Source organism: Neorhizobium sp. LMR1-1-1.1 (assembly GCF_040675795.1).
GTDB lineage: Bacteria > Pseudomonadota > Alphaproteobacteria > Rhizobiales > Rhizobiaceae > Neorhizobium > Neorhizobium cellulosilyticum.
In genome coordinates, this window is the sequence record NZ_JBEGHE010000001.1 from 1,167,958 (window position 1) to 1,193,834 (window position 25,877).

34 protein-coding genes and 3 tRNA genes are annotated in these 25,877 nt (G+C 60.5%); 34 read left to right on the plus strand and 3 right to left on the minus strand.

Features of this window, described 5'->3' with window-relative positions:
* The first annotated feature begins 311 nt into the window (after window positions 1-311).
* The 14 genes from MRBLMR1_RS05500 to MRBLMR1_RS05565 all read left to right on the plus strand — a co-directional run bounded on the left by MRBLMR1_RS05500 (window position 312) and on the right by MRBLMR1_RS05565 (window position 11,267).
* Window positions 312-515, plus strand: a complete 204-nt coding sequence (locus tag MRBLMR1_RS05500) for an HNH endonuclease (RefSeq protein ID WP_500063847.1) — start codon at window positions 312-314, stop codon at window positions 513-515.
* A 9-nt stretch (window positions 516-524) separates the two neighbouring features.
* Window positions 525-668: a hypothetical protein gene (locus MRBLMR1_RS05505; RefSeq protein WP_500063849.1), complete on the plus strand. Its 144-nt coding sequence runs from the start codon at window positions 525-527 to the stop codon at window positions 666-668.
* 27 nt (window positions 669-695) lie between these two features.
* Window positions 696-1,265 carry a DUF669 domain-containing protein gene (locus tag MRBLMR1_RS05510; protein ID WP_500063851.1) on the plus strand — a complete coding sequence of 190 codons (570 nt, stop codon included), beginning with the start codon at window positions 696-698 and terminating at the stop codon, window positions 1,263-1,265.
* A gap of 58 nt (window positions 1,266-1,323) precedes the next feature.
* Complete coding sequence (gene dnaN / locus MRBLMR1_RS05515) at window positions 1,324-2,376, plus strand: DNA polymerase III subunit beta (protein WP_500063853.1); 1,053 nt, start codon at window positions 1,324-1,326, stop codon at window positions 2,374-2,376.
* 282 nt (window positions 2,377-2,658) lie between these two features.
* Complete coding sequence (locus tag MRBLMR1_RS05520) at window positions 2,659-3,594, plus strand: oxidoreductase (RefSeq protein WP_500063855.1); 936 nt, start codon at window positions 2,659-2,661, stop codon at window positions 3,592-3,594.
* Window positions 3,595-3,616: 22 nt separating this feature from the next.
* Window positions 3,617-4,129 carry a sigma-70 family RNA polymerase sigma factor gene (locus MRBLMR1_RS05525; RefSeq protein ID WP_500063857.1) on the plus strand — a complete coding sequence of 171 codons (513 nt, stop codon included), beginning with the start codon at window positions 3,617-3,619 and terminating at the stop codon, window positions 4,127-4,129.
* On the plus strand, window positions 4,129-5,922 hold the full coding sequence (locus MRBLMR1_RS05530; RefSeq protein WP_500063859.1) for a DEAD/DEAH box helicase: 1,794 nt from the start codon (window positions 4,129-4,131) through the stop codon (window positions 5,920-5,922). Before MRBLMR1_RS05525 ends, MRBLMR1_RS05530 begins: the two co-directional genes overlap by 1 nt.
* Window positions 5,923-5,986: 64 nt before the next feature.
* On the plus strand, window positions 5,987-7,159 hold the full coding sequence (locus tag MRBLMR1_RS05535; protein ID WP_500063861.1) for an RtcB family protein: 1,173 nt from the start codon (window positions 5,987-5,989) through the stop codon (window positions 7,157-7,159).
* Window positions 7,160-7,207: 48 nt separating this feature from the next.
* Window positions 7,208-7,951, plus strand: a complete 744-nt coding sequence (locus tag MRBLMR1_RS05540) for a hypothetical protein (protein ID WP_500063863.1) — start codon at window positions 7,208-7,210, stop codon at window positions 7,949-7,951.
* Complete coding sequence (locus MRBLMR1_RS05545) at window positions 7,951-8,226, plus strand: hypothetical protein (protein WP_500063865.1); 276 nt, start codon at window positions 7,951-7,953, stop codon at window positions 8,224-8,226. Before MRBLMR1_RS05540 ends, MRBLMR1_RS05545 begins: the two co-directional genes overlap by 1 nt.
* Complete coding sequence (locus MRBLMR1_RS05550) at window positions 8,223-8,546, plus strand: hypothetical protein (protein WP_500063866.1); 324 nt, start codon at window positions 8,223-8,225, stop codon at window positions 8,544-8,546. Before MRBLMR1_RS05545 ends, MRBLMR1_RS05550 begins: the two co-directional genes overlap by 4 nt.
* Window positions 8,547-8,632: 86 nt before the next feature.
* Window positions 8,633-10,015, plus strand: a complete 1,383-nt coding sequence (locus MRBLMR1_RS05555; RefSeq protein ID WP_500063868.1) for a helicase-related protein — start codon at window positions 8,633-8,635, stop codon at window positions 10,013-10,015.
* On the plus strand, window positions 10,012-10,926 hold the full coding sequence (locus tag MRBLMR1_RS05560) for a DNA-methyltransferase (protein ID WP_500063870.1): 915 nt from the start codon (window positions 10,012-10,014) through the stop codon (window positions 10,924-10,926). Before MRBLMR1_RS05555 ends, MRBLMR1_RS05560 begins: the two co-directional genes overlap by 4 nt.
* The gene (locus MRBLMR1_RS05565; RefSeq protein WP_500063872.1) at window positions 10,926-11,267 is read left to right on the plus strand and encodes a DUF6511 domain-containing protein; all 342 of its coding nucleotides are present in this window, start codon (window positions 10,926-10,928) and stop codon (window positions 11,265-11,267) included. Before MRBLMR1_RS05560 ends, MRBLMR1_RS05565 begins: the two co-directional genes overlap by 1 nt.
* A gap of 1 nt (window position 11,268) precedes the next feature.
* Here the strand turns inward: MRBLMR1_RS05565 and MRBLMR1_RS05570 are convergent, their stop codons facing one another.
* Window positions 11,269-11,427: a hypothetical protein gene (locus MRBLMR1_RS05570; protein ID WP_183685921.1), complete on the minus strand. Its 159-nt coding sequence runs from the start codon at window positions 11,425-11,427 to the stop codon at window positions 11,269-11,271.
* Between the two features lie 272 nt (window positions 11,428-11,699).
* The gene (locus tag MRBLMR1_RS05575; RefSeq protein WP_148170167.1) at window positions 11,700-11,888 is read right to left on the minus strand and encodes a hypothetical protein; all 189 of its coding nucleotides are present in this window, start codon (window positions 11,886-11,888) and stop codon (window positions 11,700-11,702) included.
* A 24-nt stretch (window positions 11,889-11,912) separates the two neighbouring features.
* On the opposite strand from MRBLMR1_RS05575, the gene MRBLMR1_RS05580 reads away from it, so the two are divergent.
* Complete coding sequence (locus MRBLMR1_RS05580; RefSeq protein ID WP_500063874.1) at window positions 11,913-14,111, plus strand: bifunctional DNA primase/polymerase; 2,199 nt, start codon at window positions 11,913-11,915, stop codon at window positions 14,109-14,111.
* Here the strand turns inward: MRBLMR1_RS05580 and MRBLMR1_RS05585 are convergent.
* Window positions 14,108-14,359: a helix-turn-helix domain-containing protein gene (locus MRBLMR1_RS05585; protein WP_500063876.1), complete on the minus strand. Its 252-nt coding sequence runs from the start codon at window positions 14,357-14,359 to the stop codon at window positions 14,108-14,110. The genes MRBLMR1_RS05580 and MRBLMR1_RS05585 overlap by 4 nt on opposite strands.
* Window positions 14,360-14,715: 356 nt before the next feature.
* Here MRBLMR1_RS05585 and MRBLMR1_RS05590 point away from each other — a divergent pair, with 356 nt between their 5' ends.
* From MRBLMR1_RS05590 to MRBLMR1_RS05680, 19 genes are all read left to right on the plus strand, one after another.
* Window positions 14,716-15,135, plus strand: a complete 420-nt coding sequence (locus tag MRBLMR1_RS05590; RefSeq protein ID WP_500063878.1) for a hypothetical protein — start codon at window positions 14,716-14,718, stop codon at window positions 15,133-15,135.
* A 314-nt stretch (window positions 15,136-15,449) separates the two neighbouring features.
* Window positions 15,450-15,944, plus strand: a complete 495-nt coding sequence (locus MRBLMR1_RS05595) for a VRR-NUC domain-containing protein (protein ID WP_500063880.1) — start codon at window positions 15,450-15,452, stop codon at window positions 15,942-15,944.
* A gap of 198 nt (window positions 15,945-16,142) precedes the next feature.
* Window positions 16,143-16,382 (plus strand): hypothetical protein, encoded by a 240-nt coding sequence (locus tag MRBLMR1_RS05600; protein ID WP_500063881.1) that lies wholly within the window; start codon window positions 16,143-16,145, stop codon window positions 16,380-16,382.
* Window positions 16,382-17,299 (plus strand): hypothetical protein, encoded by a 918-nt coding sequence (locus MRBLMR1_RS05605; protein WP_500063883.1) that lies wholly within the window; start codon window positions 16,382-16,384, stop codon window positions 17,297-17,299. Before MRBLMR1_RS05600 ends, MRBLMR1_RS05605 begins: the two co-directional genes overlap by 1 nt.
* 463 nt (window positions 17,300-17,762) lie before the next feature.
* A tRNA-Thr gene (locus tag MRBLMR1_RS05610) sits at window positions 17,763-17,838 on the plus strand.
* 1 nt (window position 17,839) lies between these two features.
* Window positions 17,840-17,916 (plus strand) — tRNA-Pro (locus MRBLMR1_RS05615).
* A gap of 4 nt (window positions 17,917-17,920) precedes the next feature.
* Window positions 17,921-17,997: transfer RNA gene (locus tag MRBLMR1_RS05620), tRNA-Met, on the plus strand.
* Between the two features lie 44 nt (window positions 17,998-18,041).
* Complete coding sequence (locus MRBLMR1_RS05625; RefSeq protein ID WP_500063885.1) at window positions 18,042-18,284, plus strand: HNH endonuclease; 243 nt, start codon at window positions 18,042-18,044, stop codon at window positions 18,282-18,284.
* A 160-nt stretch (window positions 18,285-18,444) separates the two neighbouring features.
* Complete coding sequence (locus tag MRBLMR1_RS05630) at window positions 18,445-18,909, plus strand: phage terminase small subunit, hendrixvirinae-type (protein ID WP_500063886.1); 465 nt, start codon at window positions 18,445-18,447, stop codon at window positions 18,907-18,909.
* A 6-nt stretch (window positions 18,910-18,915) separates the two neighbouring features.
* Window positions 18,916-20,505 (plus strand): terminase large subunit, encoded by a 1,590-nt coding sequence (locus tag MRBLMR1_RS05635; RefSeq protein ID WP_500063888.1) that lies wholly within the window; start codon window positions 18,916-18,918, stop codon window positions 20,503-20,505.
* Between the two features lie 16 nt (window positions 20,506-20,521).
* Window positions 20,522-21,748, plus strand: coding sequence for a phage portal protein (locus MRBLMR1_RS05640; RefSeq protein WP_500063890.1), 1,227 nt, complete (start codon window positions 20,522-20,524; stop codon window positions 21,746-21,748).
* Window positions 21,749-21,757: 9 nt separating this feature from the next.
* On the plus strand, window positions 21,758-22,876 hold the full coding sequence (locus tag MRBLMR1_RS05645) for a S49 family peptidase (RefSeq protein ID WP_500063892.1): 1,119 nt from the start codon (window positions 21,758-21,760) through the stop codon (window positions 22,874-22,876).
* Between the two features lie 11 nt (window positions 22,877-22,887).
* Complete coding sequence (locus MRBLMR1_RS05650) at window positions 22,888-24,096, plus strand: phage major capsid protein (RefSeq protein ID WP_500063894.1); 1,209 nt, start codon at window positions 22,888-22,890, stop codon at window positions 24,094-24,096.
* A gap of 46 nt (window positions 24,097-24,142) precedes the next feature.
* On the plus strand, window positions 24,143-24,403 hold the full coding sequence (locus tag MRBLMR1_RS05655; RefSeq protein ID WP_500063896.1) for a hypothetical protein: 261 nt from the start codon (window positions 24,143-24,145) through the stop codon (window positions 24,401-24,403).
* Window positions 24,404-24,509: 106 nt separating this feature from the next.
* On the plus strand, window positions 24,510-24,719 hold the full coding sequence (locus MRBLMR1_RS05660; RefSeq protein ID WP_500063898.1) for a hypothetical protein: 210 nt from the start codon (window positions 24,510-24,512) through the stop codon (window positions 24,717-24,719).
* Window positions 24,719-25,072, plus strand: coding sequence for a head-tail connector protein (locus MRBLMR1_RS05665; RefSeq protein ID WP_500063917.1), 354 nt, complete (start codon window positions 24,719-24,721; stop codon window positions 25,070-25,072). Before MRBLMR1_RS05660 ends, MRBLMR1_RS05665 begins: the two co-directional genes overlap by 1 nt.
* Complete coding sequence (locus MRBLMR1_RS05670) at window positions 25,072-25,251, plus strand: hypothetical protein (protein ID WP_500063949.1); 180 nt, start codon at window positions 25,072-25,074, stop codon at window positions 25,249-25,251. Before MRBLMR1_RS05665 ends, MRBLMR1_RS05670 begins: the two co-directional genes overlap by 1 nt.
* Window positions 25,252-25,375: 124 nt before the next feature.
* The gene (locus tag MRBLMR1_RS05675) at window positions 25,376-25,720 is read left to right on the plus strand and encodes a head-tail adaptor protein (protein ID WP_500063951.1); all 345 of its coding nucleotides are present in this window, start codon (window positions 25,376-25,378) and stop codon (window positions 25,718-25,720) included.
* Window positions 25,717-25,875, plus strand: a complete 159-nt coding sequence (locus tag MRBLMR1_RS05680) for a hypothetical protein (protein ID WP_500063953.1) — start codon at window positions 25,717-25,719, stop codon at window positions 25,873-25,875. The genes MRBLMR1_RS05675 and MRBLMR1_RS05680 overlap by 4 nt, the downstream gene beginning before the upstream one ends.
* Window positions 25,876-25,877: the final 2 nt, after the last annotated feature.

Here is a 25,877-nt window from a genome sequence, read left to right on the forward strand (position 1 = left end):
CCGGCCAGTGCGTCGACTGTCAGCGTGAGCACCGCCGAGAATGGGCAGCCGCGAATCCAGAGAAGGAACGTGAGAGCCGGGTGGCAAGCCTCCGGAAGTGGACCGCCAACAACCCTGAGCTCAAGCGAGAGTACGCTCGTCGTTCGAACTCCAAACCAGAGGTGTCCGCTAACAACGTGAGGCGGGCCAGGCGTTGGGCTGAGGCCAATCCAGAGCGAGCTCATGAGCTCAGGCTGGTGGCAGACAGAAACCGCCGCGCGTTGCGTCGCGGCTGCCCCGACACTCACACAAAGGATGATGTCGCGGAGATAATGCGGCGTCAAAAGTACCGATGCGCCGAGTGTGGAGCGTCGGTTCGCAAGACCACAGAGCGGCACGTCGATCACATCATGCCGCTATCGCGCGGAGGTTCGAATGGAAAACAGAACCTTCAGGTGCTCTGCCCGCCTTGCAATCTCAAGAAGGCAGCCAAGCACCCAATAGACTTCGCTCAAGAACGCGGGCGGCTTCTATAGGAGGATAGAATGTCCGAAGGCGAGAACTGGTTCGCCTGGTTCCCGGTCATCGCACGCCACCGCGGCGTGCGGCGTCTGGCTTGGCTTGAGACGGTGTGGCGAGAGCGCATCGTAAGCCCCTACGGTAGCGGGCCTTTCCGCTACTACGCCTAACACCACCACCACAGAAGGAGACTACGTATGGCCGGACTTGGTCAAAGATTTAACGCTCAGGATCACGATACCGAACAACGCGGCAGCAACGTGCCGAACGGCACCTATGTGCTTGAGGTTTCGGCCTCAGAAGTGAAGCCGACCGCGAAGGGCAACGGCACCATCCTCAAGCTCACCTACGACGTCGTCGAGCCGTCGGAGTTCAAGGGCCGGAAGATCTTCGCCAACATCAACCTTGAGAACGCCAACGCCACGGCGCAGGAAATCGGCCAGCGCGATCTTGCGAAGCTATGCCGCGCCATCGGCCTCGACGAGGTCAACGACTCCGACGAGCTACATTTCATCTCGTTCACCGCAAAGGTCGGCGTGGAAAAGCCGCGCGAGGGCTACGAGCCGCGCAACGAGATCAAGCGATTCTTTTATCCGGACGAAGGCAATGTACCGGCGCCGGAGATCGACGCCAACCAGCCTGCGCAGCGTGCTGCACCGGCCAACGACAACCGGCGCACAGCGGCCAACGACAACGCGGCCAGCAAGCCGGCCGGTGGCGCAGCTGCAGGTGGCACGCGCCGTCCTTGGGGTAACGGCAACAAGTAAGTAGCCGGCGGGCCGCCTCACCAGCGGCTCGCCTTTCCACCACAAGAGGAGACCACCAATGCAGCTGAACATCAGCCGCACCGAACTCGCGCGCGTCGTGGGCGCCGTGGGCAAGGTCGTCGAAGCCAGAAATACCATCCAGATTCTGTCTAACCTTCTGCTAGAGGCAGAGGGCGACACGCTCAAGGTCACCGGCACGGATCTCGACATCCAGGCCACTGCGACCGCTGAAGCGACCATCCAGAAGCCAGGCCGCATCACCGTCAACGCCAAGTTGCTCGACAGTATCGTGCGCAAGGCGACGGGCGATATCTCGATCGAACTCAAGGACGGTCGCCTCGATGTGAAATCGGGCCGCAGCAAGTTCAAGCTCGAGACACTGCCGGCATCTGATTACCCGGATCTCTCTGGCGGCACCTACGTTGCCGATTTCGACATCGACCTCGCTGGGCTGTTCGCGCCGGTGGCATTCGCGATCTCGACCGAAGAAACGCGCTATTATCTGAACGGCATCTTCTTCCACGTCGTCGACGGCGCTGGCGTCGCGGTGGCGACCGACGGCCATCGTCTTGCACGCCATCGTGGGCCGGAGCTGCCCGACTTTGCGGGCATCATCGTGCCGCGGAAGACCGTCGGGTTACTGCCGAAAGGATCTGTTAACGTATCAGTCTCGGATACAAAGATCCGAGTACAGAGCACCGACCTCACGTTGGTGTCGAAACTGATCGACGGCACGTTCCCGGATTATGTTCGCGTGATCCCGCGTGACAACGAAAAGGTAGTGACCGTCAACCGCGATGAGATGATGAAGGCGGCCGACCGCGTCACGTCAGTCTCGACAGAGCGCGGCCGCGCCGTGAAGTTCTCCATCGCACCGGGTGGAATTGCGCTTGCCGTTCGTTCCGACGTCGGCGAGGCGCAGGACGAAGTCGCGGCCGACTACACCGGCGAGCCTTTCGAGATCGGCTTCAACGCAGCTTACGTCAGCGCAATCTTCGGGGTTCTGCCTGCGGGCGAGGTCGCGATGAAGATGGCCGGGCCTGGATCGCCTGCAGTTATCACCGGCGGCCTCGAAGGGTGGGACGGCGTCTTGATGCCCGTTCGCGTCTGATGGCACCCACCGAACAGGAAGGCGGGCTGTGGCGGCCCGCCAACGCGACTGAGGGCCATGACTTCGAGCACGACTGGTGCGGCCATTGCCTGGAGGAACGTGGCGAAGACTGGGAAGATGAGTTCGGCCACCACGTCGATGGTTGCTGCTCGATCCTAACCCTCGCGCAATGCGGCGGTCATCCCGACGAGTGGACAACCCGGCATGGACAGCCTTGGTGTCTATCATTCCGGCAGGATCCAGAGCGCCCAGCGCGATGCCTGTTTACGAAGGAGATGCCGCTTGGCCCCACTCCCCAAACCTGAAGCCAGCACTGTCCGCGCCATCTACGCTGCCTACGAAGCGGCGGCCAACTCCTGGGACAGCCTCGGCATCTCGGTCGGCGAAGCGAACGCGCCTTGCGATCGACAGCTTTGGTACGCCTTCCGTTGGGCTAGCCCGCTGGAAAAACATCACGGCCGGCAGCTGCGGCTGTTCGAAACGGGCAACATCGAAGAGGACCGCCTCGTCGCCGACCTCGAACGCATCGGCGTTGATGTCTACGGTCAGCAGGACCGCATTCGCCTCGTCGGCAACCATGTTCGCGGCAAGTGCGACGGCAAGGCAATGGGTGTCGTCGAGGCGCCGAAGACAGAGCACCTGCTTGAATTTAAATCGAGCAATGCCAAGGGCATGAAGCTGATTGTTAAGGAAGGCTGCGAGAAGGAAAAGCCACTCCACTACGGCCAGGTTCAGCTGGGAATGCACGCCTTTGGTCTGACCCGGGCGCTCTACCTGGTAAGCTGTAAGGACGACGACACGCTCTACGCCGAGCGCATCGAATACGATGCCGAGTTCTGCTTGCGACTTCTGGCTCGCCTTGAGCGCATCATCAACTCGCCGGAGCCGCCCTCGCGCATCAGCGAGGATCCGGAATGGTTTGAATGCCTGTTCTGCAAGCACAAGCCGGTATGCAAACAGCAAGCCTGGCCGCGCGTCACCTGCCGATCCTGCATTCACTCGACGCCAGAGATGGGCGGCGACGGGCACTGGTCCTGCGCCCGCTGGGCCAAGCCGATCTCATTCGATGAGCAGAAAGAGGCATGCCCGACGCATCTGACGATTCCGGCCATGGTGCCGGGCGAGCAGATCGACGTCGACGAGGACGCCGAGACCATCACCTACCGCCTCGCCAGTGGCGAGACTTGGACTGACGGCGCCACCACCGCCGCGGCCTGACTACACCACAGAGGAGACTGCCATGACCAAAAACATAAAGCCCACCAAGCCGGGCAGACCGAAGGCTTTTGACGATCGCCTGGTCTCCTACATGCCCGGCCTGCGTTCTCTCGCATCCCGCCTTGGATTTCGCGGCGAGGAGGGCACAGACCTCGTATCCGACACCATGATGACCGCGCTGCACCGCTGGGGATCTTTCCGCGAAGATGGCGGGTTCTGGAACTGGCTATCGCTTACCATGCGAGCCTGTGCGCAAGAACGGCGTAAGGCCGCGCGCCGGGCAATCCAGACTGTCGACGATGCCGACGGCCGCTACGCCAATCGTATGGCGATGAGTGCGCCGCAGGAAAGGCAGATCGAGGCATTCGAAACCATCCGTGCCTTGTCAGGCCGCGACGGCGAAGCTCTTGCGCGTCTGGCCATGGGCGACACGCTGGAAGAGATCGGCCAGACTTACGGCGTCGGCCGCGAGCGGATCCGTCAGCTTTGCGAGCGCGAGCGGTTGCGTCTCATCGAACTGCGCGAGGCCGCGTGATGGGTCTGCGGTATTATCAGGAGGACGCCGTTGCGGCGCTGTTCGATTACTGGGGCGAGGAGGCCGGCAATCCTTTGATCGACCTTGCCACCGGCACGGGCAAGTCGATGGTGATGGCCACGGTCATTAAGCAGCTGGTTGAAGGCTGGCCCGATATGCGCATCATGGTCGTGACCCATGTAGCGGAGCTCATCGAGCAGAACTTCCTCGAGCTCATCGGCGTCTGGAAGAACGCGCCGGCCGGCATCTTTTCGGCCGGCCTTAACCGTCGCGATGCGCGCAGTCAGATTATTTTCGCCGGTATCCAGACCGTTTGGAACAAAGCAGATTTGATTTGTGGCGCCCGCATCGTTGACGGAGAGAGGCTATTCGACCGGCCTATCGACGTGGTGCTGGTCGATGAGTGCCACCTGATCCCAAAGAACAGCGACACGCAGTATGGCCAGTTCTTCCGCGTCATGCGCGAAGTGAATCCGGACCTGAAGATTGTCGGCCTGACAGCAACGCCATTCCGTCTCGACAGCGGCCGCCTCGACCAAGGCGACGATCGCATGTTCGATCGCGTCGTATATACCTACGGCATCGCCGACGGTGTGCGGGACGGCTATCTCGCGCCGCTGTCGTCAAAGCACACAGCGATGGAACTCAATACCAAAGGCGTTGGCAAGCTGGGCGGGGACTTCAAACAGTCGGCGCTGCAGGCCGCTGTCGACCAAATGGACGTGACGCGCGCCGCGGTCGACGAGATCGTGGCGAAGGGCTCCGACAAGCGCTCCTGGCTTTGCTTCTGCTCCGGAGTCGAACACGCCGAGCACGTCCGCGATGAGATCCGGTCGCGCGGCATCAGCTGCGAGACCATCACCGGTGACACCCCGAAGGAAGAGCGCCGCCGGATAATCGAAGACTTCAAGGCTTACCGGATCCGCGCACTCACGAACAACTCCGTTCTGACGACAGGATTCAATCACAAGGGCGTGGATCTCATCGCGGCACTTAGGCCGACGCTGTCAGCTTCGCTGTACTTGCAAATGATGGGCCGCGGCACCCGCGTGCTTTATGCTCCAGGTATGTCGCTTGAGACGCCCGAGGAGCGCCGCGCCGCTATCGCCGCCGGGCCGAAGCCGTCCTGCCTTGTGCTGGACTTTGCCGGCCTCGTCGACAAGCATGGTCCGGTCGATATGGTCGAGCCGAAGGAGCCTGGCAGCGGCGACGGCGAGGCGCCGATGAAGATCTGCCCGCAGGACGGTTTCGATAAGCACGGCGCGCCAGGATGCGGTGAGAAGCTGCATGCCTCTGCCCGGATCTGCACCTGCTGCGGCTTCGAGTTCGACATCGACGACAGTCCCAAGATTTCGGCTAACGCCGCCGACGTTCCGATCATGACCATGGCGGAGCCAGAGAGCAGGACGGTCACGAGCCGCACCTTCCGCTTCCATGAAGGGAAGGGCGACAAGCCACCGTCGGTCAAGGTCACGTATATGTCGGGCATGACGGCCATCAATGAGTGGCTATGCCCGGAGCATTCCGGATTTGCAAAGTCGAAGGCTGACCGATTCTGGATGGCTCATGGCGGGCAAAGGCCGTTCCCGCGCGCAGTGCTCGATTGGCTTGAGCGCCAGTCGGAGCTAAAGGAAACGGTCGAAATCACCGTCAAGCCTCGCGATAAATATTGGGATGTCGTCGGGCATGTCGTCGGAGATTATGTGGCCGCCAACGACAACGGGGAGCAGCCGGCGAATGATAATCGTCCGGCGTACATGCAGGAGCCAGACTGGGATGATATTCCGTTCTGAACTTGACAAATTTGTAAAAATGCATATGGTGGATGCTACCAAACACCACGGCAGAGGAGACCTAATGACCTTCAAGATTTACGGTCAGCACGACGACAAGACCATCAGACAGATGGAAACCTGCATGAGCACCGGCAGCGCCGCTGCTGGAGTTCTCTGCGCCGACGGCCACCTTGGCTATGCGCACCCAATCGGCGGGGTAGTCGGTTATACCGACCACATCAGCATTAGCGGGGTGGGTTTTGATATTGCCTGCGGCAACATGGCCGTCCGGCTCGATACACCTTACGCCGAGATCGCGCCACGCATCGGGGAGATCCTGCAGGACATTTCGCGCGTCGTATCGTTCGGGGTCGGTCGGAAGAACGAAGAGCGCGTCGAGCACGAGCTGTTCGACCGAGACGACCTCTGGCGCGCTGCTGATGTGACAGACCTTAAAGCGATGGCACAGGCGCAGCTGGGTACGGTTGGCTCCGGCAATCACTACGTCGATATCTTTGAGGACGGCGACGAGGCCACTTGGATAGGTGTGCATTTCGGTTCGCGCGGTCTGGGTCACAAGATCACAACGAAGTACCTCGCCATGGCTGGAGCGAAGGACGGTATGGAAGTGCCACCGGCACTGCTTCCGGCCGACCACGACATGGGCCGTGGATATCTTGCCGGCATCGAACTAGGCGGCCTCTACGCCTACGCCGGTCGCGAGTGGGTGGTTGAGCGCGTACGTAAAATCATTGGCGGCGAGGTGACTTTCTCGGTCCACAACCACCACAACTTCGCTTGGCACGAAAAGCACGACGGCGTCGCCATGTGGGTCGTTCGCAAGGGCGCGACGCCAGCGTTTCCGGGGCAGTACGGCTTCGTCGGCGGATCGATGGGCGATGATGCCGTCATCCTGCGCGGCATCGAGAGTGCGGACAGCAAGGCCAGCCTGTACTCCACCGTCCACGGCGCCGGTCGCGTCATGTCTCGCACCGAGGCTCGCGGCAAGTTCGTGAAGATTGACGGCAAGAAAATCCGCCAACCCGGCAAGGTCCGCCACGACGAGTGGCAGCAGTGGATCCGCGATAAGGGAGTGACCGTCCTTGGCAGCGATCTCGACGAGGCACCGCAGGCCTACCGCCGACTGCCAGATGTTCTGGCGGCACATGCAGGCACGATCTCGATCGAGCATGTGCTCAAGCCGCGCGGCGTCATCATGGCCGGCGCCAATGAGTTCGACCCGTACAAGGACTGAGCGCCTCACCAGCGCTTGGCAGAAGACCACACCACAAGAGGAGCCACCATGCCGAGATCCGCAGCTGCGCCTGATTTCGATCCCACTGACATTGCGGGCGTCCCGAAGACGCACAACCAGCCTGCTTATATCGCCATCTTCACCGAGATCGACGACCTCTATGACGAGGCCAAGAATTGGGCCGACGGCGAAGCAATCTCTAGCCAGGAGATGCACGACGCGATCGAGAAGCTCTACGACGGCCTGCACGAGGCCGGAAAGCGTGCCGATGCGCTACGCGTCGAGGAGAAGAAGCCGCTCGACGAGAAGGTCAAAGAGATACAGGACCGCTACAACAAGTACATCCAGCCGAAGAAAGGCAAGGTCGATCTTGCCAAGTCGACGCTCGGCGCGCTGCTGGCGCCATGGCGCAAGAAGGTAGCGGACGAAAAGGCATCGGAGGCCGCCAAACAGGCCGCAGAGGCTGCAGCAGCAAAAGAGGCCGCAGAGGCCGCGATCCGCTCGTCGTCAGGCAATCTCGGTGCACGCGAATATGCCGAGGAGTTGCTGGCCGATGCGAAGAAGCTGGAGCGGGGCGCGCGCCTGGCGGATAAGGCCGCGACGACCGGAACCGGCCTTCGCTCGGTCTGGAACGTGAATATCGCGGATGAAGAGAAGGCCTTGGATTGGGCGTTCACGCATGCGCCGGGCGACTTCATGGCTATGGCGCTGTCTCTCGCGGAGGAACAGGTGCGCGGTGGTGTGCGCTCGATCGAGGGATTCACGATTGTTGAAGATCGGGTGGCTCGATGATGGCTAGGCATGTCTGCAATAACCGGTTTGGCGGCGAAGGCGCACGCGGCGGGTCTTTCTTCGAAATCGTAAGTCCTAACTACGAGTGCGGCACGGCAACTCTGCGCGTCGGACATTCCTGTGTCATCGTCCACGACAGAGATATTCCGATTACGTGGCTTGCCGAACTGGTGGCCATCGCAACCGAGCACAAGGACGGCATCGGCGGCTTCCTTGCAGAGCATCAGTGGAGCGGGCAGAGCTACGCGCTCATGTGCGATCCGGTGACGCCATGACCAAAACCGTCATGATCGCCCACGGCAGCGCAGCCGTTCAAGCCGCCCGCATCATCGCCATGGTGGCGGCCGAGAAAAAGAAGAAGGAGCGCCAGATCACCCTTGACGGGGAGTTCTGGTTTGGAAGGTACAAAGGCAAGACAGGCGACTACGTGGCCCGCTCAAATCCTCGGTACATTCTGTGGGTTGAGCGGAATTTAACCGGTGTGTCGATCTGCCCAAAGGTTCGCTCGCTGGCTGTCTGTGTCGGCATGATGCAGAGCGAAGAAAGTGCAGATTCTTACGGATCTGCCGGCGACTGGGGATTTTCCGCCTTCTAGGCGAGCAGTCTCGACCTACTGACTTTTAATCGCGACGTCAGGACCAGCGCGCCACCACCGCGCAAAGCACCACAAGAGGAGACTATATGAGCTACGCCGAGCTGTTGGCGCGCAAGAGCGTCGACGCGCCCGTACGCGGGCTATCGCAAATCCCGTCACTGCATGGAGACATGTTCCCGTATCAGCGCGACATCACGAGTTTCTTGCTCGGCGTCGGCGGTGGAGCGGCATTTCTGGACACCGGCCTCGGCAAGAGCTTCGTTTCGCTGGAATGGGCTCGCGTCGTCGCTGAAAACGAGAGCAAGCCAGTTCTTATGTTGGCACCGCTCGCCGTAGCTCCGCAGCATGTCCGAGAAGCCAAGAAGTTTGGCTACGAAGATGCGCGGGTGGTTCGCGATCAGAGCGAGGTCGGTCCCGGAATCAATGTGACCAACTACGCCAAGATCGACGCTTTTGATCCATCTGCGTTCGCGGGTGTTGTTCTCGACGAATCCAGCATCATCAAGAACTTCACCGGCCAGACGACGCGCAAGATGATTGCGATGTGGAAGTCGACGCCGTTCCGCTTGGCTTGCACCGCAACCCCGGCGCCCAACGACCACATGGAGCTCGGCCAGCACTCGCAGTTCCTCGGCGTGATGAACAGCAACGAGATGCTGACACGGTGGTTTATTGCAGACCAGACCAACATGGGCCGCTATCGCCTCAAGGGGCATGCGGTCAAGCCGTTCTGGAACTGGGTTGCCAGCTGGGCTCGCTGCATCTCCAAGCCGTCGGATCTCGGCTATTCGGATGACGGATTCGAGCTGCCGCCGCTGAACATTCATCGGCACGAGGTCAAGTCAGACATCTCGATCGACGCCGGCGACCTCCTGTTCCGGATTCCCGACACCAGCGCCACCGCGATCCACAAAGAGAAGCGCCTCACGGCTGGAGCTCGAGCTGCTGTCATCGCTGGGCGAGTGAATGAGGAGCGCGAAGAACCGTGGATTGTCTGGTGTGACACCGACTACGAGGCTGACGCACTTTCCGCGCTCATTCCCGATGCGGTCGAGGTTCGAGGTTCGATGCCGGACCACGTAAAAGAAAGCCGCCTTGTCGGCTTCAGCGAGGGCAGCGTCCGCGTCCTGATCAGTAAGCCGAGCATCGCAGGCTTCGGTCTAAACTGGCAGCACTGCGCCCGTATGGCGTTTGCCGGACTGTCCTTCAGCTACGAGGCTTACTACCAGGCCGTCCGCCGCTGCTACCGGTTCGGGCAGAAGCGTCCGGTCGATGTCCACATAGCACTCGCCGACACCGAGCGCGCCATCTGGGATGTCGTCAACCGCAAGAGCGGCGACCACGAGCAGATGAAGATCGAGATGTACGCCGCCATGCGCCGCGCACACGAAAGCCGCCAAGTCAAAATCGACTACCAGCCGACCAAGCCTGTCGCGCTGCCTGCATGGATGAGAGGAGTAGCCGCATGAACGTTCTGGATCAAGCTTCAGGTCAAAACTGGTCAGCCTATAACGCCGATTGCGTGCCTTTTGCCGCTGGACTTCCTGACAACAGCATCGACTTCAGCGTCTACTCGCCGCCGTTCTCGTCGCTTTACATCTACTCCGAGAGCGTCGCCGACATGGGCAACTGCGCCAGCGATGACGAGTTCTTCGAGCAATACCGCTACCTGGTGCGTGAGAAATTCCGCGCCACTCGGCCGGGTCGCCTGACGGCCATCCACGTCAAGGATCTCGTCTACTACCAGAACAGCAGCGACCGCGGAACAGCCGGACTTCGTCCTTTCTCCGACGATTGCACGCGCCTCCACATAGAGGAAGGTTGGGACTTCCACAGCCGCATCACGATCTGGCGCGACCCGGTGCGCGAGATGCAGAAGACGAAGGCGCACGGCCTTCTCTGGAAGACACTGCGCGCCGACAGCACGTTCAGCCGCATGGGCATGCCTGAATATCTGCTCGTATTCCGCAAGTGGGCGAAGGACGGCGAAGAGGTCGCGCCCGTCACCCACACCAAGGAGACATTCCCGGTCGAAGAATGGCAGGACCATGCGTCGCCGGTCTGGAATTTCGGCAAGCAGGATCTGCCGGAGACCGACGTCCTCAATGTGAAGGTCGCCCGCTCCGACAAGGACGAGAAGCACCTTTGCCCCATGCCGCTCAACATCACCAAGCGCGCGCTGCGCATGTGGTCGAACCCGAACGACGTCGTTTTCTCGCCGTTCATGGGCATCGGCTCCGAGGGCTACGTGTCGCTGCAGCAGGGGCGACGGTTCATTGGGACCGAGCTCAACCCGAACTACTTCCGGCAGGCGGTGAAGAACCTGGGCGAGGCTGCGGCCGTGGGTCAGTCGGGCGATCTGTTCAAGGTGGCGGCCTGATGCCGTTTCAACCCACCACCGTCGGAGACACGCCGGCCGTCTGCAATTGCTGTGGCCGCCACGCGATCGGCATTGGCATCGGGGACGCAAAGGAGCCCCGCTACCTCTGCCAGGAGTGCGTCATCCTCGTCGAGCAGCTGAAGCGCGTCCGTCGGTTCGATCCGTATGAGCTTGAGGCCCGAATGGGTGGCATGGAAGCAGCCGGGCCGCTCGTTGACGAGTTCGGCAGCGATCTGGCCGAATGGAGCGAAGAGCAAGTCCTCATGTTCTGCGGCGCGATATGGAAGGGTTGCGCCGACAGGCTGAGGGAAGTTGTCAGGAAAGGGGATGCGCCGTTTTGACTTATTTTGTCGTCGCGTCCGGTTTTCCGGCATCACCGCGCCGCGGATCATCTCTTTCTTCCTGTGGAGTTTTCGTTGTGTCCACGAACTCTTTGATTCGCTGATGTCCTTCGTCTTTCACAGGCGACACGTCAGGCTTCTTGCTCATTGCTTCTGTCATTCGAGTTCTCCTTCACGTCTCGAACAAGCAAAGGAGCAAAAAGATGCATCAAGTACCGGATTAATTTAGCCGAGACGCCACCAACGTCTCGGAACCACTACACCACAATCTGAGGAGATCACCATGACGCTTCACTTCGCGCCGAAACCCGCACGCCCTCTCATCATCGACAGCTTCGCCGCCGGCGGTGGCGCATCAACCGGTGTCGCCGCCAGTGGCTCGCGCCCTGGTCGCGGCCAACTGCGGGCATCTGGCGGTCGCCAACGACAACGTCACTGCGCAATCTCTTTGCGCCGCTTAGTCTCAAGATAATTGAGCAGGTCGGTTAAATCATCGGCCTGCTCCATCTCTAGCCCGTTCTGCGGGACGTTCTCCACCTCTGCCGGATCACCGGTCTCGATGTCGAACACCGTCCACGAACCATCAGCTTCCTTGCGCATGTCATACCGTTGCTGATGCATGCCTGTATCTCCGGAGGAGGGTTTATGTCTAATCCTACCACATCGCTGGCGCCGCTTAAACTCGCCCAGCACTACACTGAACAAGGCTGGCCGGTCTTTCCGTGCCGTTCGCACGCCGAGGAGCACGTCGACCAACACGGCGAAATCACCACGCTCGGCGAGAAGACGCCGCTAACCACGAATGGTTTCAAGGCAGCGACGCGTTTTGCCCGGATCCTTGACCGCTGGTGGACGGATTGGCCCGACGCTGCCGTAGGCTTGCCGACCGGCTCGCCGACAGGCTTCTTCGCCCTCGACATCGACAATAAGCCGGGCGGATCGAATGGTTTCATCTGGCTCGACGAGATGCAGGCCGAGCATGGCCCGCTTCCTCCCACCGCAAGGGTCATCAGCCCGAACGGCGGGATGCACATCTATTTCAAGTACGTCGTGGGCACCCGCAACCGCGGCGCTCTTGGCGCTGGCGTCGACATCCGGTCTGAAGGCGGCTACGTGGTGGCGGCCGGCAGCACGATGGCGAACGGTCGGCAGTACAAGTGGGTCGACGACGTGCGCGAGATCGCCGACGCGCCGGCGTGGTTGCTGGACCTGCTGCTACCGAAGTCGGCGCCGACGCACAGCAGCTACACAGCTTCGAGCGCGACCAACAACGCCTATGTCGACGCGGCCGTAGATCGCGAGCTTGCGGATCTCGCCGGTGCACCGATGGGCAACCGCAATAACTCGCTGAATGACGCGGCGTTCGCGCTTGGCACGTTCGTCGGCGCCGGTGCGCTGCCCGAGGCCGAGGCGCGCGCCTTGCTGCAAGACGTGGCGCGCGGCTGGGGCAGGGACTGGTCCCGGTGCTGCAAGACGATCGAGAACGGACTGAAGGCTGGCATTGCGCAGCCGCGCCATATCCCGGAGCCGGACTTCCAGCCGCAGGACAACACGCGCCTTGTAGATATCACGCGGATGATTCAGCGTGGGCTTGAGAAGGCGAGGGCTCTGGAGGCGAGAGTAGAGGCGGTGGTGAGCGAGCAGGTGGTCGTGGAGGACGAGCCGGAACCTGTCGAGCCTGCCAACGACAACCATCCTTCCTCGCCCATCACCGCCACCGCCTTCAAGTGGATCGACCCGGCCACCATCCCGCGCCGTGAATTCGCCTATGGCTCGCACTTCATCCGCAAGTACGTCTCAGTCACCGTCAGCCCAGGCGGCCTCGGCAAGACGTCCAGCAGCATTGCCGAAGCGCTTGCCATGACGTCGGGCAGGGCGCTGCTCGGCACAAAGCCGCCGCAGCGTCTCAAGGTCTGGGTGTTCAATGCCGAGGATCCGCGCGATGAAATGGAGCGGCGCATCATGGCGGCCTGCATCCATTATAATCTCAAGCCGGAGGACATCGAGGGCCATCTGTTCCTGGACAGCGGCCGCGAGCAGGAGCTTTGCGTCGCCATCGAGGACAAGAAGGCCGGCGTGCGGATCCAACAGCCGATCGTCGAGGCGGTGGTGGAGCAGATCGAGCGCTACGGCATCGACGTGATGATCGTCGACCCGTTCGTATCGACGCACGGCGTCAACGAAAACGACAACGGCGCCATCGACAAGGTGGCGAAGCTATGGGCGCAGATCGCGGATTACACGAACTGCAGCATTGATATCGTGCACCACCTCCGGAAGGTGGCCGATCGCGAGGCGACAGTAGAAGACGCTCGAGGTGCCGTCTCGCTTATCGGCGCGGCTCGATCGGTGCGTGTGCTCAACCGGATGTCGCCGGAACAGGCGGCAGAGGCTGGCGTAAAGCCGGAGGATCGTATGGGGCACTTCTCGGTGACGTATGGCAAGTCGAACCTCACGCCCCTGTCGTCGCGCCTGGACTGGCGCAAGCTGGAGGGCGTGCCTCTGGGGAACGGGCGCGGTCTGACGAAGCCCCAGGACTTCGCGCCAGTCGTCACGGAGTGGCAGTGGCCCAGCGCCGAAGAAGTGGCAGGCGAGCTAACCGCAGAGCAGCGTCAGGCAATCCTGGCAGCAGTAGGCGGCTCTGACTACAAGAAGTCGGCCAAGGCCAAGAACTGGGTTGGTGCGGCTGTGGCTTATGCCATGGGGCTAGATCTGGAGGACGCTGCGGCGAGAAAGAAAGCTGGCACCGTCGTCACGGCGCTGTTTAAGGAGGGCGCGCTCGTCGAGGTCGAGGAGCGAGATCCGATCCGGCGAGAGATGGCGGTGTTCGTCAGGGCGGCTTAGCCAAGGTTACCATACGCGCGCTCAATCAACACGCCGATGTCGTCAGGCGTATTGATGATGCCTATCTCATCATCCGAAAGAAGCTCTATGATGGCGAGCTTTGCGGCGTTCAGGTGGACCTTGCGCACATCTACCCTGCCGCTTTCCAGGTTTTCGTAGGTGCGCAAAGGCACGCCCATGGCTTTCGCAAATGCGGCCTGGGTTAAATGCGTAGCCTCACGCAGTTCTTTCAACTTCTCGACCGACATTGAAAACTACCCCACGCTTTGCTATATTTCGGGAACCGGAGAGGTTGCAGCCCCTCCGGCCCCCAGTTTATCGGCCGATGGAGATTGCTACTCTCCACTTGCCGAACCGGACTTGGAAGGTGAGCTTGAAGCTCATGGTGTCCTCCAGTCGGTTGCCGAAGCGGGATTGCTTCGGTGAACTATCCATACACCCACCATTTTGGTGGGTCAAGTGAGCGCCACCATTTTGGTGGTAGAAAGCGGTCTTTGGGCCGCTTTTTTTTGTGTCTTAACCACGCACACTGACCGTCTTTGCATTCGGTTTCGGTGCTTTGTAATGTCCAACTAGGGTATTCTTAGCGGGGCACAATCAAGCAATGCGCAGGTTCGTTTTTTCGGTCGTTTTTGGTTTGTCGTTTTCTCTATTGGCGTCATCTGCGTCGTCGCAATCAAGCGTGACCGTGGAGCACTCAAATAGGCTGATAGAGAGCTACCGCGCCTACATCGGGCAAGACGATTTATTCAATTCCACCGGTATTCGGCTGACCAAGCCTTGGCAGATAATTCGACAGGACCGCGCGAATTTCTATGTCTACGGCGTAAGAGATAGGGATGACGAGGCAGACACGTTCTTCGCCGACGGGGTCAACCGGCAGGCTCTTGAGAATATGCTTCGCAACGGCAACATGACCGACGAAGCAGCACGCATGATTGTGCAGGGTGGTGTCTGGATCGACGTCGAAATATACGGCCGCGGTGCTTCGGGTCGTTGGATCGACGTGACGGTTCGCGATTAATACACAACCTCACAACCACCAATTACAACCCCTGATACTGCACGGATGCGCTTTCAAAAACCGTGCATTATCCGTGCACATCCGGGCGGAGACACCTGCACAACGCTGCCCGGTTAGTGCACGGTCATAAGGGTATATATTTATATATACCCATTACCGTGCAACCGTGCAGGGCGGTGTGCCGCGCGCACGGTTCTCAACAAATATAATTGGGCACCGTGCACCGTGCAGACGGGCGGAAGAAATACAACCTGAGTGGCAGGGCACAGGCGGATTTCATATATCCACTTCACCAACACCACTCAGGAGGCACCATGGCAAAGCCAACGCAGCAGACAGTCCGCATCAAAGGCGTCCGCACCATCATTCGCACGTCGGCCAACGGCAAGGTAACGACCAAGGCAGCCTTACCGAAAGAGTGGGAGCTCCAGGCGGCTCAGGTTCGCGCTCTGCGGCTGCTTCCAGAATACGGCTCCCAGTTTCTCCTGGCCGGAGATCAGAACGCAGCTAAGCGTGGCCCGCGAGCACAGCAGGAAGCGATTGCCGCGGGGATGACACCGGGCGAGCCGGACGTCCGGATCTATCTCGCCAACGGTCAGATACGACTCATCGAGAACAAGGTCGGCCGAGCGTCGCTCACCGACAGCCAGAAGGAGCGTCATCCAGCACTTGCGCGTCTAGGCCACCACGTTGCAGTCGTCCGCGCCGTCACCGGCGATGATGGGGCGAGGCAGGCCGTAGATCTTGTCCGCAAATGGATCGCAGAAAATGACAACAATGATTTTGACAAATTTGTAAAAGTTTCGTAGTTAGTGCGCGAACCAATAGCTAATTATGAGGATGTATGGCCGAGATTACCGACAGAAGATCCTAAGCCCTACGACCACCGACAAAAGGCCGCCCACCCAGCGGCCTTTTCTGCGTCTGAGTGGCGAATTTTTGCGCCTGGTATTACTTACTCTTTCGCAGCCACCACGCTGTTCACCACCACAAAAGAGGAGATCAGTATGCAAGCAGCCAACGACAATCAACCGGTGCATTCTCGGCGCAAGTCATCTCTCCGCACGGAGAAAGAAGCGGATATTCGATACGAACTGGAGGGTGACCTCATAGAGGCGATGGATACTGATCAACGTGTTTTGTACCGAAAGCACGGTATTGTGCCTGATGAACTTCGATCGATAGCAGCGAGGGTTGAGGCGGAGATTGCCGCAGCAATCGACGAGATGGTGGAGGAAGCAGCCTGATGGCCAGACACGGATCACTTGCCGAGCAGCTTGACGCGCTCCTAACCTTCGCCATTGCACCGGACCACGAGCCAGAGCCGATCCAGACGAACTGGACCATCACCCCGGCCAATGACAACAATCCGGAAGACGTCGCCGACCTCAAGACTGAACGCCTCTGGGATATCTCGCCCTCGGTCGAGGAAATGATGAAGCAGGTCAAGGCTGGCCCGGTTCACCGCAACGAAGCTGGCCAGACGGTTCGCATCGGACGCTTGCGCTTCTCCGATGGCACGCAGACCGAGCAGGCCATGAAGGTCACGATCGACGGCAAGGTCGTAACGTTTCAGGACCGCATGCCCACCGGCGCTATGCTTGGCACGGTCGACAAGGAACGGGCTCAACGTGGCGGCGATGAGAACCCGCAGGAGCTAACGGACAGCAACGAATACTTTGCCGAGATGCTCAAGACCCGGAAAGGTCGATACGTCACGGCGACACGGAAGCGCCAGCCTCGGCAGCATATCAGTCGCGAGGAAGCAAAGCAGATCCTGGCCGACGCCTATGCCAAGGCTGGCGATATCAGCAAGCTGATCACGCGGTATCCGGATGGGCTTCCGTGCGGATCTCAAAAGGTCGCAGATAGCTTCCTTGGCATGCGGAAGACGACATGCGCCGGCGGTGGATCGATGGCGTGGCAAGATGTCGTGTCTGAGACCGAGCAGCGCAGGTCCTGGCATGAGGCGGTAGGATACATGGCTGACGATCACTTCGACGTTTTGACGCAGGCCAGCAAGGCGAGGAACCTGAAGGAGCTCGGTCAGGCTCGCGGCTTCAAAGGCCAGTATGCGATCGAAGCGGGCAGGCGTCTTCTCATAGCTGCCAACGATAATTTCGCAGAAGCGCTGGAATTAGCTCGGTACGCCAAATCGGCCTGACTTTCTGCGAAGTTGCCACCTGTATAGGTGAAGGGGTTGCCGCTAGGTGCCCCACATCTATCCGGGCGCACCGATGTTGCGACGGACGCTCGGCCAGCGATGAGCCGGGCGTAACTTTCTGACCAGCACAAATTACGGCATCTGGAATGGTGTAACGGGTTCGATGCCCGGCCATGCCTAGGCATGAGCAAGCCCACCCGCTGGCACTTATCCCCATTGCCTGGCGCCGCCTCCTCTCGGCGACGGGCAGTCCTGCGGCAGGTAGAGCATGGCGACGCTACAGGCGCTGCGCTCCCTGCCGCTTTTGTTTTCTTGCTTCATGGCGTAGTGAAGCGCGAGGGCGTCGGCACGAAGAAGCAGGCGTAGCAGGCAGGCGAAAGCCCCGATCGACAGCCTCGCAAGAGGAGCAAGCCGGTCCCCAGTCAAGGTAGCGCTTGGCACGCCCTCAACCATTCCAGCCAATGCCGGCATAGCTCAGTTGGTAGAGCGCCTCCTTTGTAACGAGGATGTCGTGGGTTCGATACCTGCTGCCGGCACCATCTAAGTGTAGCGCAGACTGGTAGCGCACGTGACTTGGGCTCACGGGGTCGCAGGTTCGAACCCTGCCACTTAGACCAATTCTGCGGGGTAGAGCAGCATGGTAGCTCGCTTGGCTCATAACCAAGAGGTCGCTGGTTCAAGTCCAGCCCCCGCAACCAAACACCCTTGGAAGCACCTCTACGACACAGCAGCATGGAAGCGCTTGCGCGAGCATCAGCTAGCGATACAGCCGCTCTGCGAGTTCTGTCTGATTACAGAAGAGATCACGGCTGCCGAGGTAGTCGACCACATCGAGCCTCACAAGGGCGACATTGATCTGTTCCGCGATCCAAACAACCTTCAGTCATTGTGCAAGCATCATCACGATAGCGCCAAGCAAATGATGGAGCGAGGCAAGAAGATCGCCATCATCGGGGTCGACGGGTATCCGATCGAGATAGGGTGATCGACCCGCCGCGGATGCCACGCCAACGAGGTGGGTAGGGGGTGGGTCAAAGTCTGGCCCGTCCGGCCGCCCTACCGGCGGTGTCCAACAACGATAGCGCTAATACAGTTTTTTGCCTCCCGCGTGCGCAAGCGCGCGAGGCCTGACGAGGATCCACGACATGGCCAAGAGGAAGGCGCGCATCGATAGCGCGGCCGAAGCCGTGCGCGTCATGGCGAAAGCCACCACAGAGATCCAGCCGCCTGCGAACGTGCCTCTCGACGAAGCTGACGAACCATTCTTTCGAAACGTTGTTGCCGAGTTCGCTCGGTCTGAATGGACCGACCATCAGCTAGAGCTCGCTGCCATGCTCGCCAGAACAATGGCTGACCTCGTGCGCGAGCAATCGCTCCTTCGTGATGAGGGCGGCGTTGCCTACAGCGACAAAGGCACGCCTGTGGCTAACCCACGCAAATCAATCGTGCAGATGCACGCCGGTTCAATCCTGTCATTCCGTCGATCGCTTGCCCTCCACGCGCGCGCCATTCAGGGCGAGGCGAGGGATGCCGCCAAGAGGCGCGAGGCTGCGAAAGATATCGAGGGAGACAATCCACTAGAGGATGATTTGCTGGCGCGACCGGGCTGACAGTGAATGGCGAAAAAGCCGATGACCCGCGGCGAGCGCGTGATTGCGTTCGTGGAACGCTACTGCCTCGTCCCCGAAGGGATGTTGCTCGGCAAGCCGGTAAAGCTGCTGGACTTCCAGAAGAAGTTCATTCTGGCGGTTTATGACAACCCAGTCGGAACGTCTCGCGCCTACCTTTCGATCGCCCGTAAGAACGGCAAGACGGGCCTGATTGCTTGCCTTCTGCTGGCGCATATCGTCGGGCCGGAGGCATACCAGAACGGCCGCATAGTCTCTGGCGCTCGCTCCCGCAAACAGGCTGCCGAAGTCTTCAATTACAGTGCGAAAATGATCATGATGTCGCCAGAGCTGTCCAAGCTCGCGCGCATCGTGCCGTCGGCGAAGATGATTGTCGGCCTCGCCAAGAACGTCGAGTATCAGGCTAGTTCGGCAGAGGCCAAGAGCGCGCACGGCGGCTCGCCGATCCTGGCCATCCTTGATGAAGTCGGCCAGATCAAAGGCCCGACGGATGACTTCGTCGAAGCGATCGAGACTTCGCAGGGCGCCTACGAAGGCCGGGCAATGCTGTTCGCCATCTCGACGCAGGCCGCCACGGACAACGACCTTTTCAGCCGATGGATCGACGACGCCGAGACGTCGAAGGATCCGCGGATTGTCTCGCATATCTACACTGCGCCGGTAGAGTCTGAACTTAACGACCGAACAGGGTGGGCCGCAGCCAATCCAGCGCTAGGCGTCTTCCGTTCAGTCAAGGACGTCGAAGACTTCTCGCAGCTGGCCATGCGCATGCCGACGAAGGAAGCCAGCTTTCGCTGGCTGTTCCTGAATCAACGCATTGATGCATCGGCTCCACTGTTCCCGCCGACCGTATGGCGCGCTTGCGACGCTGCTGTCGAAGATTTCGCTGGCCTACCGGTGTTCGGCGGTCTCGACCTGTCAGAAGTGTCAGACTTAACGTCCCTGGTGCTCATGGCGCCAAAGGAGACGGACATGGGCACGGTGTGGCACGTCAAGCCGACGTTCTGGTTGCCGGGAGAGGCTCTGCGCGAAAAGGCCAAGGCCGACCGTGTGCCTTACGACATCTGGAACAAGCCGAATGACGACGGTCAGCGGTTCCTGGAGACGACACCCGGACCGACAGTCGACTACGAGTTCGTCGCGCACTACCTCTTCGAGCTCCATCAGCAGCTCGACATCCGGAAGATTGCGTTCGACCGCTGGAACTGGCGCCATCTCAAGCCTTGGTTGCTCAAGGTCGGTTTTACCGAGGAGCAGCTTGAGGGTGACGAGGCCATCTTCAAGCAGTTCGGGCAGGGCTTCGCGTCAATGTCGCCTGCCATCCGTGAGCTCGAGAGCATCGTGCTCAACAGAAAGCTCGCCCACGGCGGCCATCCGGTCCTCACTATGTGCGTGATGAACGCGACGGTGAAGCAGGATCCGAGCGGCAACCGCAAGCTCGACAAGCAAAAGTCCAGGGGACGTATCGACGGTGCTGTGGCGCTGACGATGGCGACGGCGATGGCCGGCACCTACGAGGGTGGCGATGAAGGCAACCTCGACGACTTCGTAAACAACATGATTTCGGTCACATGGTGACCCGTAAAGGATTGCCATGGGCCTCTTCGAGAGATGGCGCGGTACGCCTATCAAGCTGACTGACGGCGAGTTTTGGCGCGGTTTCTTCGGCCTGGGCACGACTTCAGGCGAGAAAGTCACGATCGAGAGCGCGCTTTCGCTGGACGCCGTTTGGGCTTGCGTTAATTTAGTCCAGAACGCGGCCGGCACCCTGCCGTGCATCGTATACGGCGGTGATGGCGTGACCATCGACAAGAACTCGCCTCTCTACGAAATCCTGCATGACATGCCCAACATCGACGACACCGCGCCGGAATTCTGGTCGATGGCGGCGCTGTGCCTCATGATGGACGGCAACTTCTTCGCTGAGAAGAAGATGAACGGCGATCGCTTGGTGGCGCTGAACCCGCTTCATCCTCTGAGCGTCGAGGTTTGCCGCGACGGCCGCAACACCCGCTATTACGAGGTGACTGAGGACGGTAAGAAGCGCCGCATCCCTGAAGGCAAGATGTTCCACGTTCGTGGAGCGCGTCTACCTGGCTGTGATCGAGGCATGTCACCGATCGGTGTTGTCCGGAACACGGTAGGAAACGCTCTGTCTGGCGAGAAAGTCGCCGGTCGGATGTTTAAGAACGGACTTCTGTCGTCTCTTATTGTCAGCTCCGACCAGGTACTCAAGCCTGAGCAGCGAAAGCAGATCGCGGACACGCTGACGCAGTTTGCCGGCGCAGAGAAAGCCGGCGGCGTGACGGTGCTGGAGGCGGGCTTTAAGCCCTATCCGATGTCGATCAACCCAAAGGACGCGCAGTTCCTCGAGGCTCGACAGTACAGCGTCGAGCAGATATGCCGCATCTTTGGCGTTCCGCCGGTGATGATCGGCCATGCCGCCAACGGCACGACGACCTGGGGCAGCGGCATTGAGCAGCTGATTTTGCAGTTTACCAAGACATGCATGCGGCCGATGCTGAAACGCATCGAGGCGGCCATCTACCGAGATTTGCTGGACGCGACCACCCGCAAGACGGTCAAGGTCAAATTCAACATGGAAGAACTCCTGCGCGGCGACAGCCAGGCGCGTGCTGAGTTCCTTTCGAAGATGGTTCAGGCCGGCATCTACCACGTCGACGAGGCTCGCGGGTACGAAGACAAGGCTCCAACGCCCGGCGGCAACCGTTCGATCGTCAACGGCACCATGACGCCGCTCGACAAGCTCGGCGAAGAGCCAGTTGCGCAGCCTACAACGCCTGCAGCGCGCGCTGCGTAAGGACAAATCATGAAGTTCGAACACCTTATATCGGCCTTTTTGGCCGAGCCTTGGGCGATACAGCGCGAAAAACTCGGTGTTCTGGCCGATATTCTCGTCGCTCGTGCCGAAGGCGATAAATTCATATCTACCGAGCTCGCAGCTTCCATTGATGAGGCGCGAGCCAAGGAAATCGCTGAAACCAACGGCAAAGTCGCGATTATCCCGGTTTACGGCGTCTTGGCGCAGAAAATGGACCTGGTTTCAGCGATGAGCGGCGGCACTTCGTACGCCGGCATCAAGAGGGCGCTTCATTCCGCTCTCGCGAATGACGACGTTAAGGCCGTTGTGCTTGATGTCGATAGCCCCGGTGGCACGGTGCCGGGCACCGATGAGCTCGCGACCGAGATTCGGAAGCTCCGCGGCGGCGAAAAGCCGATCATCGCGCAGGTCAACAGCCTCGCAGCGAGCGCGGCCTACTGGGTCGCGTCTTCGGCCGACGAAATCGTTGTCACGCCGTCCGGTCGCGCTGGTTCAATCGGCGTCTACACCGCTCACGATGACGTTTCGGCTGCCCTTGAGCAGCGTGGCATCAAGCGAACCTACATTTCTGCCGGCAAGCACAAGGTCGAAGGCAATGAGACCGAGCCGCTGAGCAAGGAAACGCTCGCGCATGTGCAGGACGGCGTGAATCGATCCTACAATCGCTTCGTTGCTGCTGTTGCGGAAGGTCGCGGCACCACCGTCGGTAAGGTCGAAGACGGATACGGTCAGGGCAGGGTGTTTTACGCCGAGGCGCTGCTCGATCGAGGCATGGTCGACAGGATTGCCACGCTCGACGAGACGCTGGAGCGCTTCGGCGCTGATACCCAGCCGCCGTCGATCCGTCGGATAAAGTCGGCAAACGCTGCGCGCGCCGAATCCGCCACAACGCTTGCCGCCAAGATGGCCGCTGGCGAACCAATCACGAAACGCGAGTTCGAGAACGGCATCAGGGGACTGATGGGTTTGACGGGCTCTGAGGCAGAGCGGGCCGCTCGGCTCTACCTCAAGGACGGTCAGGGGGCTCCTGACATCGATGCGGATGCTGCTGCTTTGGCAGCCCTAGACCGGCTTCTAGCCGAAGCAAAAACTCCACTTATTCGATAAAGGAGCCTTTTATGGCTGATAATCAACTTGCCGACAAGATCGGCGAGCTCGGCACTTCGCTGGCCTCCATCAAGGAGCAGGTTGGCAATCTCGCCTCCGACTTCACCTCGAAGCTTGCCGCCAACGGCGAAGTCTCGGCCGAACTCAAGGAAAAGACCGACAAGGCACTCTCCGAGCTTGGCGACGTCACCAATCGCCTCGGCGATCTGGAGAAGCGCGCCGCTCGTGAGAAGGAGCAGGGCGAGGACGAACAGAAGTCGCTCGGCCAGCTGGTCATCGATTCCGAAGCCTACAAGGCAGGCAATCTGACCGGCTCCAGCCGCGCCTCAATTAAGGTCTCCGCCGACCGCGCCGCCATTACCACGGCCAACACGACCGTCGGCACTGGCCGTTCGCCTGGCACCTCGCTTGTTCCAGGCGCTCGCGTCCCCGGCATCTTTGGCCTTCCTGAGCGCCAGATGACGATCCGCGACCTGATCCTGCCGGGCCAGACCGCGTCGAACAACGTCGAGTACGTCAAGGAAACCGGCTACACGAACAACGCCGCTCCGGTCGCTGAAACGACTGCCAAGCCGTATTCGGATCTGACGTTCGATATGGCTTCTGCGCCTGTTCGTACGATCGCGCACCTGTTCAAGGCATCGCGCCAGATCCTGGATGACGCTCCGGCTCTCCGCAGCTACATCGACGGCCGCGCTCGCTATGGTCTGCGCTTCGTCGAAGAAAACCAGCTGCTGAACGGCTCTGGCACCGGCCAGAACATTGCTGGCCTTGTGCCGCAGGCGACCGCATTCGCTCCGGCGTTTACGCCGACTGCTTCCACTGGCATCGACCGACTGCGCCTCGCTGTTCTCCAGGTTGTTCTCGCCGAGTATCCGGCTACGGCATTCGTTCTGAACCCGATCGACTGGGCGAAGATCGAGCTGACTAAGGATGCAGGCAATAACTACATCATCGGCAATCCGCAGGGCTCGCTCACGCCGACCCTTTGGAACCTGCCCGTCGTGTCGACGCAGGCCATGGCTTCCGGCCAGTTCCTGACGGGTGCCTTCTCCTACGCCGCTCAGATCTTCGACCGCATGGACATCGAAGTCCTTCTGTCGAGCGAGAACGTCGATGACTTCGAGAAGAACATGTTCACGATCCGCGCCGAAGAGCGCCTGGCTCTGGCCGTGTATCGTCCCGAAGCCTTCGTCACCGGTGCAGTCGCTGCTGCCTAATTGATCTGGGGCGTCTCAGGGCGCCCCTCATTCGCTAGGAGGCGAAATGACCGACTACATCGAAGTGAAGCCGCTCAAGACGTTCGACAATGGCTCGGGTCTTAGGACTGCCGAAAGCGAACCTTTTAAGGTCGAGCGCGGCGAGGCGAACGCCCTCAAGGCTCTCGGCCTCGTGTCTTTCGACGATGATGCCAAGACGGTGGACGCGCCCGAACCGGTCGCTGCACCTGAGCCGATCTCGACCGAGCGCGTCAACAAGACCGCGAAGAAGAAAGACAAACCCAATGGCGAATCCGACGACGAATAAGCGGCGCTTTGCCAGCTATCTCGGTGCCGTGGCCAGTCCGGTAGCGCCGGCTAACACCGTCGCGCCAGCCATCACAGGCACTGCAAAAGTCGGCTCGACGCTTACTGTGAGCGCAGGTACGTTCACCGGGACGCCAGCTCCTTCGGTCGATCGTCAGTGGGTAGTCGGTGGTGTAGAAGTGCCTGGCGCGTTCGGATTGACCTTCGTGCCGCGCACGCAGGACATCGGCAAGACCATCGTCGTGAAGACGAGGGCTGCTAGCCTGACCGGAAGCCTTGTCGTGACGAGCGCAGCTACCGCGGCAGTGGTGGCGTAATGGCACTCATCGATCTCGACGCCCTGAAAGCGCACCTGCGCGTGCTCCATTCCGATGAAGATGCCGAGATCGAGCTTTACGGCGCAGCCGCTGAAGGCATCGTCATTGAGTATCTCGACCGCATCGTCGTCGCAGCTGACACAACGCTGCCCGCCGAAGGCGAGGATGGTTACGACCCGACCGTCATTAAGGTCACGAAGCCGATTATTGCCGCCATCCTTCTCGTTGCTGGCGACCTATACGAGGTTCGTGAGGCGGATCCGAAGCTGACAGGCGACGCCGTTTTGCCTCGTGCAGTGCGCGCGCTTCTTGCGCCCTACCGCGTTTGGGGGTCGCTTCCGGAGATCTGCTGATGTGGGTCCGCTTCACACGCCGCCACGTCTGGCATGCCACGCCGGCGGTTTCTACTGCATACCGGCCTGACGGCGGTCCGTTCAAGGACGGCCGCTATTCCGTCACGCGCGAATGCGCCGCCGATGCTGTCGCCAAGGGCGCGGCAGTCAAGGTTCCAGCACCAAAGAGGCAGAGATGACCAAGTTTGCGCAGTCAGCGTACCAGTTCGTGCTTGACGCTAAGATCGGTGCCGACCTTGGCTATAGCTGGCCTGATGCGATCCGATTTGCTTGGTCCATCTGGGGCTGGCAGACCGAGAGAGTATGAGTGCCGGCAAACGCCGCCAGCTTTTGCTGATGCAGCGACGCGCCCTGGTGGACGACGGCTACGGCAATGAGCAAGCGGGCGATTTCGCTACCGTATTCGAGACGCCCGCCGAGCTCATCCCGATGAAAGGTAGCGAGCCAGTCATCGCGGCACGCCTGACTGGCACACAGCCGTACATCGTTCGCATCCCGAGTTGCGAGGCAGCTCGCGAGGTCGGAACGACTTGGCGCATCGTCGACAAGCGCGATCCGCGACGGATCTTCAACGTCACGTCGGTCGCCGACATGGATCAGAAGAACCGGACTATCGATATCGTGGCGACGCAGGGGGAGGCGGCATGAGCACGCTCACTCTGACTGTAGGCACGCGATGGTGGTTTGGGACCGCCGTTCGCGTCGCTTTCTTGGTCGGCATCATCCTTCCGGAGCGATGGCGCGGCCGATGGGTCGATCTCTTCGTCGACCACGTCATCTCGCGCGCCATTTTGGTGCACTGATG

What these genes read in the sequence shown, in the direction of transcription:
- MRBLMR1_RS05500 (WP_500063847.1), top strand. Translation starts at nt 312, where the DNA reads ATGCGGCGTCAAAAGTACCGATGCGCCGAGTGTGGAGCGTCGGTTCGC.
- MRBLMR1_RS05505 (WP_500063849.1), top strand. Translation starts at nt 525, where the DNA reads ATGTCCGAAGGCGAGAACTGGTTCGCCTGGTTCCCGGTCATCGCACGC.
- MRBLMR1_RS05510 (WP_500063851.1), top strand. Translation starts at nt 696, where the DNA reads ATGGCCGGACTTGGTCAAAGATTTAACGCTCAGGATCACGATACCGAA.
- dnaN (WP_500063853.1), top strand. Translation starts at nt 1,324, where the DNA reads ATGCAGCTGAACATCAGCCGCACCGAACTCGCGCGCGTCGTGGGCGCC.
- MRBLMR1_RS05525 (WP_500063857.1), top strand. Translation starts at nt 3,617, where the DNA reads ATGACCAAAAACATAAAGCCCACCAAGCCGGGCAGACCGAAGGCTTTT.
- MRBLMR1_RS05530 (WP_500063859.1), top strand. Translation starts at nt 4,129, where the DNA reads ATGGGTCTGCGGTATTATCAGGAGGACGCCGTTGCGGCGCTGTTCGAT.
- MRBLMR1_RS05535 (WP_500063861.1), top strand. Translation starts at nt 5,987, where the DNA reads ATGACCTTCAAGATTTACGGTCAGCACGACGACAAGACCATCAGACAG.
- MRBLMR1_RS05540 (WP_500063863.1), top strand. Translation starts at nt 7,208, where the DNA reads ATGCCGAGATCCGCAGCTGCGCCTGATTTCGATCCCACTGACATTGCG.
- MRBLMR1_RS05545 (WP_500063865.1), top strand. Translation starts at nt 7,951, where the DNA reads ATGGCTAGGCATGTCTGCAATAACCGGTTTGGCGGCGAAGGCGCACGC.
- MRBLMR1_RS05550 (WP_500063866.1), top strand. Translation starts at nt 8,223, where the DNA reads ATGACCAAAACCGTCATGATCGCCCACGGCAGCGCAGCCGTTCAAGCC.
- MRBLMR1_RS05555 (WP_500063868.1), top strand. Translation starts at nt 8,633, where the DNA reads ATGAGCTACGCCGAGCTGTTGGCGCGCAAGAGCGTCGACGCGCCCGTA.
- MRBLMR1_RS05560 (WP_500063870.1), top strand. Translation starts at nt 10,012, where the DNA reads ATGAACGTTCTGGATCAAGCTTCAGGTCAAAACTGGTCAGCCTATAAC.
- MRBLMR1_RS05565 (WP_500063872.1), top strand. Translation starts at nt 10,926, where the DNA reads ATGCCGTTTCAACCCACCACCGTCGGAGACACGCCGGCCGTCTGCAAT.
- MRBLMR1_RS05570 (WP_183685921.1), bottom strand. Translation starts at nt 11,427, where the DNA reads ATGACAGAAGCAATGAGCAAGAAGCCTGACGTGTCGCCTGTGAAAGAC.
- MRBLMR1_RS05575 (WP_148170167.1), bottom strand. Translation starts at nt 11,888, where the DNA reads ATGCATCAGCAACGGTATGACATGCGCAAGGAAGCTGATGGTTCGTGG.
- MRBLMR1_RS05580 (WP_500063874.1), top strand. Translation starts at nt 11,913, where the DNA reads ATGTCTAATCCTACCACATCGCTGGCGCCGCTTAAACTCGCCCAGCAC.
- MRBLMR1_RS05585 (WP_500063876.1), bottom strand. Translation starts at nt 14,359, where the DNA reads ATGTCGGTCGAGAAGTTGAAAGAACTGCGTGAGGCTACGCATTTAACC.
- MRBLMR1_RS05590 (WP_500063878.1), top strand. Translation starts at nt 14,716, where the DNA reads ATGCGCAGGTTCGTTTTTTCGGTCGTTTTTGGTTTGTCGTTTTCTCTA.
- MRBLMR1_RS05595 (WP_500063880.1), top strand. Translation starts at nt 15,450, where the DNA reads ATGGCAAAGCCAACGCAGCAGACAGTCCGCATCAAAGGCGTCCGCACC.
- MRBLMR1_RS05600 (WP_500063881.1), top strand. Translation starts at nt 16,143, where the DNA reads ATGCAAGCAGCCAACGACAATCAACCGGTGCATTCTCGGCGCAAGTCA.
- MRBLMR1_RS05605 (WP_500063883.1), top strand. Translation starts at nt 16,382, where the DNA reads ATGGCCAGACACGGATCACTTGCCGAGCAGCTTGACGCGCTCCTAACC.
- MRBLMR1_RS05630 (WP_500063886.1), top strand. Translation starts at nt 18,445, where the DNA reads ATGGCCAAGAGGAAGGCGCGCATCGATAGCGCGGCCGAAGCCGTGCGC.
- MRBLMR1_RS05635 (WP_500063888.1), top strand. Translation starts at nt 18,916, where the DNA reads ATGGCGAAAAAGCCGATGACCCGCGGCGAGCGCGTGATTGCGTTCGTG.
- MRBLMR1_RS05640 (WP_500063890.1), top strand. Translation starts at nt 20,522, where the DNA reads ATGGGCCTCTTCGAGAGATGGCGCGGTACGCCTATCAAGCTGACTGAC.
- MRBLMR1_RS05645 (WP_500063892.1), top strand. Translation starts at nt 21,758, where the DNA reads ATGAAGTTCGAACACCTTATATCGGCCTTTTTGGCCGAGCCTTGGGCG.
- MRBLMR1_RS05650 (WP_500063894.1), top strand. Translation starts at nt 22,888, where the DNA reads ATGGCTGATAATCAACTTGCCGACAAGATCGGCGAGCTCGGCACTTCG.
- MRBLMR1_RS05655 (WP_500063896.1), top strand. Translation starts at nt 24,143, where the DNA reads ATGACCGACTACATCGAAGTGAAGCCGCTCAAGACGTTCGACAATGGC.
- MRBLMR1_RS05665 (WP_500063917.1), top strand. Translation starts at nt 24,719, where the DNA reads ATGGCACTCATCGATCTCGACGCCCTGAAAGCGCACCTGCGCGTGCTC.
- MRBLMR1_RS05670 (WP_500063949.1), top strand. Translation starts at nt 25,072, where the DNA reads ATGTGGGTCCGCTTCACACGCCGCCACGTCTGGCATGCCACGCCGGCG.
- MRBLMR1_RS05675 (WP_500063951.1), top strand. Translation starts at nt 25,376, where the DNA reads ATGAGTGCCGGCAAACGCCGCCAGCTTTTGCTGATGCAGCGACGCGCC.
- MRBLMR1_RS05680 (WP_500063953.1), top strand. Translation starts at nt 25,717, where the DNA reads ATGAGCACGCTCACTCTGACTGTAGGCACGCGATGGTGGTTTGGGACC.